The 12,337-nt window shown below is 61.9% G+C and carries 10 protein-coding genes; 3 read left to right on the forward strand and 7 right to left on the reverse strand.

Annotated features, from left to right (window positions below):
- On the reverse strand, nucleotides 1–638 hold a 638-nt coding region (locus H0W47_RS00595), incomplete at its 3' end, for a biotin/lipoyl-containing protein (protein WP_296919389.1).
- A 23-nt stretch (nucleotides 639–661) separates the two neighbouring features.
- On the reverse strand, nucleotides 662–3,397 hold the full coding sequence (aceE, locus tag H0W47_RS00600; RefSeq protein ID WP_296919391.1) for a pyruvate dehydrogenase (acetyl-transferring), homodimeric type: 2,736 nt from the start codon (nucleotides 3,395–3,397) through the stop codon (nucleotides 662–664).
- A 275-nt stretch (nucleotides 3,398–3,672) separates the two neighbouring features.
- Here aceE and H0W47_RS00605 point away from each other — a divergent pair, with 275 nt between their 5' ends.
- From H0W47_RS00605 to folD, 3 genes are all read left to right on the forward strand, one after another.
- The gene (locus tag H0W47_RS00605) at nucleotides 3,673–6,237 is read left to right on the forward strand and encodes a PAS domain S-box protein (protein WP_296919393.1); all 2,565 of its coding nucleotides are present in this window, start codon (nucleotides 3,673–3,675) and stop codon (nucleotides 6,235–6,237) included.
- 36 nt (nucleotides 6,238–6,273) lie between these two features.
- Nucleotides 6,274–6,900, forward strand: a complete 627-nt coding sequence (locus H0W47_RS00610; protein WP_296919395.1) for a response regulator transcription factor — start codon at nucleotides 6,274–6,276, stop codon at nucleotides 6,898–6,900.
- Between the two features lie 87 nt (nucleotides 6,901–6,987).
- Entirely contained in the window at nucleotides 6,988–7,854 is an 867-nt protein-coding gene (folD, locus tag H0W47_RS00615) for a bifunctional methylenetetrahydrofolate dehydrogenase/methenyltetrahydrofolate cyclohydrolase FolD (protein WP_296919397.1), read from the forward strand.
- Nucleotides 7,855–8,031: 177 nt separating this feature from the next.
- Here folD and H0W47_RS00620 read toward each other — a convergent pair whose 3' ends face one another.
- From H0W47_RS00620 to H0W47_RS00640, 5 genes are all read right to left on the reverse strand, one after another.
- Nucleotides 8,032–9,282, reverse strand: coding sequence for an ABC transporter substrate-binding protein (locus tag H0W47_RS00620; RefSeq protein WP_296919398.1), 1,251 nt, complete (start codon nucleotides 9,280–9,282; stop codon nucleotides 8,032–8,034).
- Nucleotides 9,283–9,405: 123 nt separating this feature from the next.
- Nucleotides 9,406–9,843: a DUF4149 domain-containing protein gene (locus tag H0W47_RS00625; RefSeq protein WP_296919400.1), complete on the reverse strand. Its 438-nt coding sequence runs from the start codon at nucleotides 9,841–9,843 to the stop codon at nucleotides 9,406–9,408.
- 80 nt (nucleotides 9,844–9,923) lie between these two features.
- Nucleotides 9,924–10,400 (reverse strand): transcription elongation factor GreA, encoded by a 477-nt coding sequence (gene greA, locus H0W47_RS00630; RefSeq protein ID WP_296919402.1) that lies wholly within the window; start codon nucleotides 10,398–10,400, stop codon nucleotides 9,924–9,926.
- Between the two features lie 101 nt (nucleotides 10,401–10,501).
- A complete protein-coding gene (locus tag H0W47_RS00635) occupies nucleotides 10,502–11,230 on the reverse strand; it encodes an alpha/beta hydrolase (RefSeq protein ID WP_296919404.1) in 729 nt (242 codons plus the stop codon).
- Between the two features lie 122 nt (nucleotides 11,231–11,352).
- Entirely contained in the window at nucleotides 11,353–12,327 is a 975-nt protein-coding gene (locus H0W47_RS00640; protein ID WP_296919405.1) for a helix-turn-helix domain-containing protein, read from the reverse strand.
- Nucleotides 12,328–12,337 lie beyond the last annotated feature (10 nt).

Below are 12,337 nucleotides of genomic sequence, written 5' to 3' on the forward strand. Positions count from 1 at the left end.
GGCGCTGGTGTGGCGGCCGCTGCGGGCGCGCCAGCAGCAGCTTCCAGCACCAGCAGCACATCACCCACATTGATCTTGTCGGCCAACTTGACCTTGAGCTCCTTGACAACACCGGCCTGGCTGCACGGGATTTCCATCGAGGCCTTGTCAGACTCCACAGTCACCAGCGACTGCTCGGCCTTGACGGCGTCGCCGACTTTCACCAGCACCTCGATCACAACGACGTCCTTGAAGTCGCCGATGTCGGGCACGCGGATGTCGATGGAGCCGCCAGCAGCGGCTGGTTCTGCTATCGTTTTTGTAGCTACCTGCGCAGTAACGACGGGGGATGCAGCCTGTTTTTGTTCTGAATCCGTGGCTGGAGCCGCAGCAGGCGCCGCAGCAGGCGCCGCAGCAGCCTCGCCCGCCTCCAACACCAGCACGACCGTGCCTTGTTTGACCTTGTCGCCGAGCTTGACCTTGATCTCTTTCACAACGCCGGCCTGACTGGACGGGATCTCCATCGAGGCCTTGTCGGACTCGACGGTGAGCAGGCTCTGGTCGGCCTGGATGGTGTCGCCGGGTTTGACCAGCACTTCAATGACGGTGACCTCGTCGAAGTCGCCGATGTCTGGAATGGTGATGTCTGCCAATGCCATGTTCTTGTCTCCGTTCGCCGTGCTCAGGCGTAAAGCGGGTTGATCTTGTCGGTGTTGATGCCGTACTTTTTGAGAGCCTCGGAAACCTTGGCAGCCGGCACCGCGCCGTCGTCGGCGAGCGCCTTCAACGCAGCAACCACGATGTAGTGGCGGTTGATCTCGAAGTGCTCGCGCAGCTTGCTGCGGAAGTCGCTGCGACCGAAACCGTCGGTGCCCAGCACCCGGTAGGTCCGGCCCTTCGGAATGAAGGGGCGGATCTGCTCGGCGTAGGCCTTCATGTAGTCGGTGGAGGCGACCACGGGGCCGGCGCTGCCATCGAGCTGCTGCGCGACGAAAGGCACACGCGGGGTGTCTTCCGGATGCAGCAGATTCCAGCGGTCGGCGTCCTGGCCGTCGCGGGTCAGTTCGTTAAAGCTCGGGCAGCTCCAGACACCTGCAGCAATGCCCCAGTCCTTCTCAAGCAGCGCCTGGGCAGCAATGCTCTCGCGCAGGATGGTGCCGCTGCCCAGCAACTGGACGGTCGGCGCCTTGGCGTCCAGAGCCGGTGCCTGTTTGCACAGGTACATTCCCTTGATGATCTGCTCTTCTGTGCCGGGCTGCAGGCCAGGCATGGCGTAGTTCTCGTTGAGCAACGTGATGTAGAAATACACATTGTCCTGGCGCTCGACCATGCGTTTGAGGCCATGGTGCAGGATGACGCCGACTTCATGCGCAAAAGTCGGGTCGTAGGAAATGCAGTTCGGAATGGTGCTTGCCAGGATGTGGCTGTGGCCGTCCTCATGCTGCAGACCTTCGCCGTTGAGCGTGGTTCGGCCCGAGGTGCCGCCGAGCAAGAAGCCGCGCGCCTGCATGTCGCCGGCGGCCCAGGCCAGATCACCCACGCGCTGGAAGCCGAACATCGAGTAGTACACATAGAACGGGATCATGATCCGGTTGTTGGTGCTGTACGAGGTGGCCGCCGCAATCCAGCTGCTCATGCCGCCAGCCTCGTTGATGCCTTCCTGCAGGATCTGGCCCTTCTTGTCTTCCTTGTAATACATCACCTGGTCCTTATCGACCGGGGTGTATTGCTGACCATCGGGGTTGTAGATGCCGATCTGGCGGAACAGCCCTTCCATGCCGAAGGTCCGCGCCTCGTCCACCAGGATAGGCACGACGCGTGGGCCGAGCGCCTGGTCGCGCAGCAGCTGGGTGAGAAAACGCACATAGGCTTGGGTGGTCGAAATTTCGCGGCCCTCAGCGGTCGGCTCGATCACCGACTTGAAGGTCTCCAGCGACGGAACGGTGAAACTTTCATCGGCCTTGACGCGGCGGTGTGGCAAATAGCCGCCCAGGGCCTTGCGGCGCTCGTGCAGGTACTGCATCTCGGGCGTGTCGTCGGCCGGTTTATAAAACGGGATGTCGGCCAGCTGGCTGTCCGGAATCGGGATGTTGAACCGGTCGCGGAAGGCCTTGATGTCTTCGTCGGACAGCTTTTTGGTCTGGTGCACGTTGTTCTTGCCCTCGCCAATCTTGCCCATGCCAAAACCCTTGACGGTCTTGATCAGCAGCACGGTGGGCTGGCCCACGTGATTGACTGCCGCGTGAAAGGCCGCGTACACCTTCTGGGAATCGTGGCCGCCACGGCGCAGCTCGAAGATGTCCTCATCGCTCATCTTGGCGACCATCTCCAGCGTTTTCGGGTCCTTGCCGAAGAAATTCTTGCGCACATAAGCGCCGTCGTTGGCCTTCATGGCCTGGTAGTCACCATCGACCGTGTCCATCATGACCTTGCGCAGGGCGCCGTCCTTGTCGCGCGCCAGCAGAGGGTCCCAATTGCTGCCCCAAATCAGTTTTATGACGTTCCAGCCGGCGCCGCGGAAGTCGCCTTCGAGCTCCTGGATGATCTTGCCGTTGCCACGCACCGGCCCGTCCAGGCGCTGCAGGTTGCAGTTGATGACAAACACCAGGTTGTCCAGCCTTTCACGCGCGGCCAGGCCAATCGCGCCCATGGATTCGACCTCGTCCATCTCGCCGTCTCCGCAGAACACCCAGACCTTGCGGTTTTCGGTGTTGGCAATGCCGCGGGCGTGCAGGTATTTGAGGAAACGCGCCTGGTAGATCGCCATCAACGGGCCCAGGCCCATGGAAACGGTGGGGAACTGCCAGAACTCGGGCATCAGCTTGGGATGCGGGTAGCTCGACAGGCCCTTGCCGTCGACTTCCTGGCGGAAGTTGAGCAACTGCTCTTCGGTCAGGCGACCTTCGAGGTAGGCACGTGCATAAACGCCGGGCGATACATGGCCCTGGATGTACAGGCAGTCGCCGCCGTGGTTTTCGCTCTCGGCATGCCAAAAATGATTGAAGCCGGCGCCAAACAGACTGGCCAGCGAGGCGAAGGATCCGATGTGGCCACCCAGATCGCCGCCGTCAGCAGGGTGCAGGCGGTTGGCCTTGACGACCATCGCCATGGCATTCCAGCGCATGTAGGCGCGCAGCCGGCGTTCGATCTCGAGGTTGCCGGGAGAACGTTCTTCCTGGTCCACCTCGATGGTGTTGACATAACCGGTGTTGGCCGAAAACGGCATGTCGATGCTGCCCTGACGGGCGTGCTCGAGCAGTTGCTCCAGCAGGAAGTGGGCGCGCTCCGGGCCTTCACTTTCGATGACGGCGGTCAGGGCTTCGAGCCACTCCCGCGTTTCCTGGGAATCCTTGTCCAGCGCGTCATTCGCGGCTGCGTTCAAAGTGTCCACACGTGCCTGTTCCGGATTTGCAGCCATGGTTTTGTCTCCTGCTGTTGGCTGGGGTTGTCAGCCTGTGTTGAGTAGCATCTTCATCACGTTGTAACGCAATTTGGATTCAAGCCTCCAGTTTCCCACAATTAATCCAAAATTTCAAATAGCGCCTGCTGATTTCATATTGTGATATATCGATCCTCCGGGACCATTCGCTTCGGTATCGCTTCGATATCAACAGCATCGGGCCGACAACGCGTCATGACGGGCGGTACGGCAACGGAAACACGGTCGGCAGGGCGTAAACTTGATCGCCCACCATGACCCTGCCCACACCCGCCCCCCCAGTTCGCCCGTCTGGCACCGCGCCGCTGGCGCAATGGCGCCGCTGGTGGCGCAAACAATCGCCGACCCGACAGGACCGCTTCGTCACCCTCGGACCACTGCTGGCCGTGATGCTGTTTCTGGCGGCGGTGATCGCCGCCTTCGCCTACCTGCGCATTGAGGAAATTGATCGCGAGCAGCAAGCTGTGAAACGCGATGTGGAGTATGCCCAGCAGAGGCTGCGCCTGCGGCTGCTGGAGCGCCAGGAGCAACTGATGCGCCTGGGCCGCGACGTCTCCAACAAGGACGTGGACAGGGAGGAATTCACTGCCCAGGCCGAGTCGCTGGTCAACCAGTACCCCGAGCTGCTGGCCGTGACCTGGGTGGATGCACGCCGCAAGGTCCGGGCCGCCTATGTCTCCCCCAGTGCGAATCTGGCGCAGGCGCGAGTTTCCGGAGACCAGCTCAAATACGGTGAAACCGAAGGCACCTTCGGCCTGGCCCGCGATTTGCGCCAGCCAGTGTATTCACGCCCATTGAGCAACAAGGACGACGCCAGCTACAACGGGCCCACGCTGCAGTTGCATGTGCCGCTTGATGACCAGGGCAAGTTCGGCGGCGTGATCCTCGGGGAATACGCGGTGGACGGCCTGCTTCGCTTCGGTGTGCCGACCGAGGTGACCGCCAAATATGCCGTGGCCCTGCTTGACGACCAGGGCAAACTGCTGGCCGGCAATTTGCCACCACCGCGCAACACCGCCGCCAAGCTGCTGCCCTGGTCCGACGCGGCGCAGGAGTATGAAATCCCCGTGTCGCCGGTTGGCAACGGCTTGTTGCTCAAGGCCCAAGGTTATCGCGCCTCGCTCGGCGTCGTGGGAAGCGGCTTTTTCTGGCTGGTCAGCGCACTCAGTGGCCTGACCGTTTGGATGCTGCTGGGCACCTGGCGCCATACGCGGCGGCGCGTGCAGGCCCAGGAAGCGCTGATCTCCGAGACCAACTTCCGACGAGCCATGGAAAACTCCATGCTCACCGGCATGCGTGCCCTGGACCTGCAGGGCCGCATCACCTACGTGAACCCGGCCTTTTGCCAGATGACCGGCTGGAGCGAGGGCGAACTGGTTGGTCGCACCGCGCCTTTCCCCTATTGGCCGGAGCAAGACATGGAAACGCTTGCAGCCCGTCTCGATGACGAGTTGCACGGCCGCTCCACGCCGGGCGGTTTTGAGGTGCGCATCAAACGCAAAAGCGGCGCGATTTTTGATGCACGTATGTACGTCTCACCGCTGATAGACCCGCGCGGCCAGCAGACCGGCTGGATGACCTCAGTCACCGATATCACCGAGCCCAAGCGCGTGCGCGAGGAACTCTCCAACTCCTACGAACGCTTCACCACCGTGCTGGAAGGGCTGGACGCTGCGGTGTCTGTCGCGCCGCTGGGCAGCGAGGAGCTGCTGTTTGCCAACAAGCTGTACCGCGCCTGGTTCGGCGGCGATGTCGCAGGCCACATGAATTTGATCGCACAGGCCGGGGTGCCAGCGGTGCACCCTACCGACGACACGCTGGACGCCGTGGATGGCCTGGCGGGCTTTCCGACCGACACCCTGACTACGGCGCAGTCCGAAAATGCCGAGATTTTTGTACCCGAGCTCGGCAAGTGGCTGGAAGTGCGCTCGCGTTACCTCACCTGGGTCGACGGCCGGCTGGCCCAGATGGTGATTGCCAGCGACATCACGCCGCGCCGCCATGCCGAGGAGCAGGCCGCCCTGCAGGCCGAACGCGCCCAGTCCGCCAGCCGCCTGATCACCATGGGCGAGATGGCGTCCAGCGTGGCCCACGAACTGAACCAGCCGCTGACCGCCATCAACAACTATTGCAACGGCATGGTCTCGCGCATCAAGGGCCAGCAGATCAGCAATGAAGACCTGCTGGTCGCGCTGGAAAAAACCGCCAAGCAGGCGCACCGCGCCGGCCAGATCATCCAGCGCATCCGTTCCTTTGTGAAACGCAGCGAGCCGAACCGCAGCTCGGCCGACGTGGCCACCATGGTCAGCAATGCGATGGAACTTGCCGACATTGAGCTGCGCCGGCATAACGTGCGTCTGAGTCACTACATTGCGGCACGCCTGCCGCCGGTGATGGTGGACCCCATTTTGATCGAGCAGGTGCTGATCAACCTGATGAAAAACGGTGCAGAGTCGATCGCGCAGGCGAAGCGGCCGACAGCGCGCCGCAGCGTCGAGTTGCGCGTGGTTCCCAAAACCATTGACGAACAAAACGTGATCGAGTTTTCGGTGCTGGATTCGGGCAAGGGCATGTCACCCGAAGTCATCAGCCGGCTCTATGAAGCCTTCTACTCGACCAAGGCCGAAGGCATGGGCATTGGCCTCAAGCTATGCCGCAGTATCGTTGAGTCGCACCAGGGCAGGATGCAGGCGGAGAACCTCTACAATGGCGACGAAGTGGTGGGGTGCCGGTTCACCTTCTGGGTCCCCGTGACTCCCCTGCTTTCACCAGCCCTGGCTGCCACAGAAACGCCGTCCCCGCCGGCCGGCGTTCACTGACAAGCTGTTTGATACCGTCTACGCAAAAGGTTTGGCATGAGCTTGATTCCGAAAAAAGGCACCGTGTATGTCGTCGACGATGACGAAGGCGTTCGCGACTCGCTGCAGTGGCTGCTGGAGGGCAAGGACTACCGCGTACGTTGTTATGACTCCGCCGAAACCTTTCTGAGCCGCTACGACGCCCGTGAAGTCGCCTGCCTGATCGTGGATATCCGCATGGGCGGCATGACCGGCCTGGAACTGCAGGACCGCCTGGTCGAACGCAAGTCGCCACTGCCCATCGTGTTCATCACCGGTCACGGGGATGTGCCCATGGCAGTGGACACCATGAAAAAAGGCGCGATGGACTTCATTCAGAAGCCTTTCCAGGAAGAAGCCCTGGTCAGCCTGGTCGAACGCATGCTGGGCCAGGCCAAAGAGGCCTTCAGCGAACACCAGCAGTCGGCCAGCCGCGACGCCCTGCTGGCCAAGCTGACATCGCGCGAAGCCCAGGTGCTGGAACGCATCGTCGCCGGCCGGCTGAACAAGCAGATCGCCGACGACTTGGGCATCAGCATCAAGACGGTCGAAGCGCACCGCGCCAACATCATGGAAAAACTCAATGCCAACACGGTGGCCGACCTGCTGAAAATCGCCTTGGGCTCGAACGCGCCCAAAGCCTGAGCCCGCCCTCCTGCTGCTATCGTTTTTATAGCTGCTTGCGCCCGTAGGTCAAAGACCGGCGGGCGTTTTTACTTGAAAATCAACCACATGACCGCACAACTGATCGACGGCAATGCCTTGTCCAAACAACTGCGCGGCGATATCGCCAGACGGGCCGCCGCCCTGAGCGCGCGCGGCGCCACGCCGGGCCTCGCGGTGGTACTGGTTGGCGAAAACCCGGCCAGCCAGGTCTATGTGCGCAACAAGGTCAAGGCCTGCCAGGACAGCGGCCTGCACTCGGTGCTGGAGCAATACCCCGCCACCTTGAGCGAAGCCGACCTGCTGGCGCGGGTGGATGCCCTGAACCGCGACCCGGCCATCCACGGCATCCTGGTGCAGTTGCCGCTGCCTGCGCACATCGACGCGCAAAAGGTGATCGAAGCCATTTCGCCGGCGAAAGACGTGGATGGCTTCCACGTCGCCAGCGCCGGCGCGCTGATGGTTGGCCAGCCCGGCTTCTGGCCGTGTACGCCCTATGGCTGCATGAAGATGCTTGAAAGCATTGGCTACGAGCTCAAGGGCAAACACGCAGTGGTCATCGGCCGCAGCAACATCGTCGGCAAACCCATGGCCCTGATGCTGCTGCAGAAAAATGCGACGGTCACCATTTGCCACAGCGGCACGCAGAACCTCAAGGCCCTGACGCTTCAGGCCGATGTCGTGGTGGCTGCCGTCGGCAAGCGCAATGTACTGACCGCCGACATGGTCAAGCCCGGCGCGGTGGTCATCGACGTGGGCATGAACCGCAATGACGAAGGAAAGCTCTGCGGAGACGTGGATTTTGGGGGGGTGAAGGACGTCGCGGGATGGATCACGCCGGTGCCGGGCGGCGTCGGCCCCATGACGATCACCATGCTGCTGGTCAACACCCTGGAAGCTGCTGAAATGGCCCCCACGGTCGCTCGCTCCGCGTAGCTCCCGTGGCCTTGCAGGCCGTGGCTAGCGAGACGCTTCGCCTCTGTCGCCTGTCCAAGTCTGCTCAAGCAGACTCGGAGCCGCAGGCTCCAGCCCCTCGGGGGCCGCTGCGCCTGCGGGCTGGCTAAGCCAGACCCGCGGCCCCTGCTTGCAAAGAGTGCTGCGGTTCCTGGTTGCTCATTGTTTTCTCTGAACGAAGAGATTGCGTTTGGCGTCTCCGGGATACGCGAACGTCACAGCGCCATTTTTGACCTGTCCCATCACCAGCATATTGGCCGAGAGGGCATCCTTGTCCAGCTTGCTGAAGGGCTGGTCGTAGGTTGCAACAACCCCGTAGTAGGTACGGTTTTTGTTCTCCAGCGATGCCTTGATCGCTGGCCCGCTCAGGTTGCCGTCGCGAATACCCAGCAGGGCATAGACCAGGATATACGTGGCGTCATAGCCCTGCGCTGCGGCCATTGGCACCGGAATTTTCTTCACATTGAATTTTCGGGCGTAAGCTGTCAAAAACGAGGCCCGGCGTTCGTTGCTGGGTTCAGCAATAAACGTCTGCGCCATGAGTGCACCATCGGCTGCCTCCTTGCCACCTTCAACGAACGACGGGAACGACAAAGGCCACGCACCCACCTGCGGCACCTTCCAGCCCAACGCCTGACGCCCGCGCGCAATGACCGCGTTTTCAGGACCCACGGTGTAGCTGAACACAACATTAGCGCCTGCGGTTCGTGCAGCTTTCAATTCCACGGTCAGGTCCGTCACGCCCAGTTTGAAACGCGTGACATAAACGGGCAGCAATTTTTTGGCAGTCAGGGCGCTTTCGACATCCTTCAGGCCCGCTTCGCCGTAGCCCGTGGTGTCTGCGAAAATGGCAACTTTATCCCAGCCACGCTTGAGAATGTCATCGACCACAAACGGCGCTTGAATCGCATCCTTGGCCGATGTTCGGAAAATATAACTCTCAGCCGGTGGAAACTTGGCCGTCAGTGGGGAGCCGGTTGCGCAGGGAATGATCAGCGGCACCCGATTGCTTTGAAACACATCAAGCGATTTCGCCGCCACGCCCGTATTGCAAAAGCCGATGGTTGCCGAAACCTTCTCCGCTATGAGCTCTTGCGACATCTTCAGCCCGGTGTCGGGATCGGCCTTATCGTCCTTTTTTACCAGTTCGATCTTGCGACCCAGATACCCGCCTACGGCATTGATTTCATCGACTGCCTGCTGGACGCCGTTGAACATCGGAACACCGAAATCAGCCGACGCCCCAGTCAAGGGGCCGATGACCCCAATCTTCAAGGGATTGCCACCGGGCGCTGCGGCGCCTTGCGCCCAGACTGCCCCTGCAGTTGTAAGGACTGCAGCGGCTAAAAGAAATTTGAGGGGAACGGTCCCAGCGCGGGAAAGCCGCCCGAAATTTGCGCGAATCAACATCATGTGCTCCTAAATACCGCTAGCCTGAGGGCACAGACGATAAGAGAGGAGCGAGTTTTCCCGCAGCGGCCATGTAGCTGTCAGCAAGTCGTCAGACCGCTATTGGCACCTCACATACGGGGATCAGGAGGCGCGCGTATTACCTGACAGTCGCAACAAGACCATTCCGGCACACACCCACTGGAGCAGGTACATCGCGCTGCCAAGCCCGTGCCAGAAACGAAGGTCACCGCCGCTGGCGCGCGCAGTGACGATCTTCGACGCCACGCCGAACTCCACCAGCACCGCCAGCAGCAAGCCAGCCACTACATATTTCATAGCAGCTTGCGCAGACGGGGAAAGGGCTGGAGCCTCTTTTTTATTCAAGAGCAGCAGCAGGAGCATGGCGCAGGCCACGCTGAGCCAGGTCTGGGCGGTGAACAGTTTCGCTGCCATGGCACCGGCCGCAGCCGGACCGGGCAGGTGAATGAACAACATCGGCACCACGATGAAACCCAGACCGGTCAGGCTGCCCCACCAGAGGGCAGCCAGCAGGATGCTGATGTGTGACCGGGTGTTCAAGATCGGGGCCGGGGGTGCCCCGCCTCAGAATGAACGGCAGCGAGCTGCGCGTGAGCACTCATTGTTCAAGCAGAGGCGCATCAGATGTACATCACCGCGATGATTTCATAGCGGCGGATGCCGCCAGGCGCCTGCACCTCGGCGGTGTCACCCTCGTCCTTGCCGATCAGCGCGCGCGCAATCGGCGAGCTGATGTTGACCAGACCCAGCTTGATGTCGGCCTCGTCCTCGCCGACGATCTGGTAGGTCACCTTGTCGCCGGTGTCTTCGTCTTCGAGCTCGATGGTCGAGCCGAAGACCACCTTGCCGCCGGCGTCCACCTCGGTCGGGTCAATGATCTGCGCCGCCGACAGCTTGCCTTCGATCTCCTGGATCCGGCCTTCGACAAATCCCTGTTTGTCCTTGGCGGCGTCGTATTCCGCGTTCTCGCTGAGGTCGCCCTGGGCGCGCGCCTCCGAGATCAGGTTGATCACATGAGGGCGCTCTACCGTCTTGAGCTGGTGCAGTTCGGCCTTGAGCTTTTCTGCGCCTTTTTTGGTAATGGGAATGGTTGCCATGTTCAAGTCCTGCAAAAGCGAAACCGCCGGGCATCTGCCCGGCGGTATGTGGTCCCCGGATTATGCCCCGAAAGACCGGCCCCAGGCCATGGCAGCGCGCCTCAGTCTCTTCCCGCTTCAACGATCTTTTGAGCCAGCAAGGCAGGGTTGGTGAAACATATCTCGTGGCTGCCGGCACAGGCCACCAAGCGGAACAAGCCCAGCCGCTCGGACAGGCGTGGGTGCCAGGGCATGCTGTGCGGCATGGCCGCGTCCTGCTCCACATTGATGTAGCTTTTGCCGATTTCCATCGCAGCCAGTTCGCGAGTCAGGGAAATGGCTTCGGTGAATGTCCGGTACGGCTGGAGGTTCAGCCGGTCAAAACTGCTCTGCGCCAGCGCGGCGTCAGCGTCGTTGATGAAGGCCTCACGCCAGATCGGAAAGGGAAGCATGACCGCGTTGTCGCTTGCCGCAGCAATCTGATCGAAAAGCGATTTGTAATGCGGCGGCACCATGTCGTTGAGGCATTGGCCGTTCAGTGGCACAAAGGCATTCTGGTAGACCAGCCGGCGCAGGCGCCCGGGCACCACGTCAGCCGCCTTGGAGATCACCATGCCGCCGTAGCTGTGACCTACCAGACGGACATCGCTCAAGTCGTTTTGCTCGAGGTAGTCGATGAGCGATTGAGCCGCTTCCGTGAGACCCACAGTCGCGCGGTTGTCGACCGCCCGGTTGCCCGTCAACGTCGGGCACCAGACGCTGTGGCCCATCGCACGGATGTGCTCGGCCACCGGTTCGAACAACTCGCCGGTGTGCCAGGCACCATGAACCAGGACGTAGGTATCAGCCATGAAGGTCTCCTTGAATGTTGATCAGCGGCCCTGCAAAACTGCAGTGCACGAGACCAAGCTTAAGGGCCAGAAAGCGCTGGAATGGCCGGATCGCGCCAGCGCAATGGCTGCTGCGCGCCAGCTCAGGCTGGCGTGCGCCGGCGGCGCCATTGCGCTGGTGTACTTCCTGACAGGCGGCGGAACTCCCTGACGAAATGCGAGGCGTCCGAGTAGCCGCAACGGCGCCCGATCTCGGCAATCGTGAGGCCAGCCAGCCGTGGCTGCTCCATCAGGCGGCAGGCCTGCGTCATCCGTTGCCGGCGCAGGGTGCCGGCAAAGGTGAGGCCCTGGGCCGAAAAGCCACGGTGCAAAGTCCGCACCGACAGGCCCAGCTCCAAGGCCACCTCGATCGCGACCAGCCCTGGCTGGTCCAGTCTGCTGCGCAGTATGTGTACCGCCCGTCGAACAGTGTCTGCCGCGCCGCCGGATGCGTCAACTGGCACTGGCTCAAGCGCCGCAGCCAGCGTCGCGCCGAGCTGGTCCGCCAGAAGCGTTTGTGGATAGCCGAGCGCGAGTGCGGGGTCCTCGCCAAGCTGCAGGCACAGCGCTGACAGCGACTTGCCCCAGCCCCGGTCGCGTGCCACCGTTCTCGGAAGTTTGCTGCCGGGGTTGGCCAACCAGCGCCCAACCCAAGCGCGTGGCAGCTGCACCGACAGGCAAGCCACGGCTTCGGGGAAATGCAGCTCATAAGCATGCGACGAATCTACAAGCACGGCATCGCCCGGTCGCAAGTGGGCCACATGCCCGCCCTGCCGCACGTGCCAGGGACTGTGCAGCTGGGCAATCAGATAGAAGGGATGGCACTGCCCACGCGCAATGCCTGCGGGGGTGCGGAAGACATCCTGCGTACTGGCCTTGACCTGGTTCAGCGAGAGCTCGTCCAGGGCGACACTGCTCAGGGTTCCATCGAAAGCAAAATCCTCGCGTGAACTGCAGTCCATCTCGAGAAAGGCCTCGCAGATGGCGCCAACCCAATAGTCGAGCCGACGTCCCTGGTCCACCACATCGGTTGACCAGGTCCGAACGGTCGCAGCGGTGGGAGCGGCGGCGGAATACATCCGCGAAATT

Source organism: Polaromonas sp. (assembly GCF_013817205.1).
GTDB lineage: Bacteria > Pseudomonadota > Gammaproteobacteria > Burkholderiales > Burkholderiaceae_C > Polaromonas.

Coding starts and splice junctions, on each gene's coding strand:
- aceE (WP_296919391.1), bottom strand. CDS start 3,397: ATGGCTGCAAATCCGGAACAGGCACGTGTGGACACTTTGAACGCAGCC.
- H0W47_RS00605 (WP_296919393.1), top strand. CDS start 3,673: ATGACCCTGCCCACACCCGCCCCCCCAGTTCGCCCGTCTGGCACCGCG.
- H0W47_RS00610 (WP_296919395.1), top strand. CDS start 6,274: ATGAGCTTGATTCCGAAAAAAGGCACCGTGTATGTCGTCGACGATGAC.
- folD (WP_296919397.1), top strand. CDS start 6,988: ATGACCGCACAACTGATCGACGGCAATGCCTTGTCCAAACAACTGCGC.
- H0W47_RS00620 (WP_296919398.1), bottom strand. CDS start 9,282: ATGTTGATTCGCGCAAATTTCGGGCGGCTTTCCCGCGCTGGGACCGTT.
- greA (WP_296919402.1), bottom strand. CDS start 10,400: ATGGCAACCATTCCCATTACCAAAAAAGGCGCAGAAAAGCTCAAGGCC.
- H0W47_RS00635 (WP_296919404.1), bottom strand. CDS start 11,230: ATGGCTGATACCTACGTCCTGGTTCATGGTGCCTGGCACACCGGCGAG.
- H0W47_RS00640 (WP_296919405.1), bottom strand. CDS start 12,327: ATGTATTCCGCCGCCGCTCCCACCGCTGCGACCGTTCGGACCTGGTCA.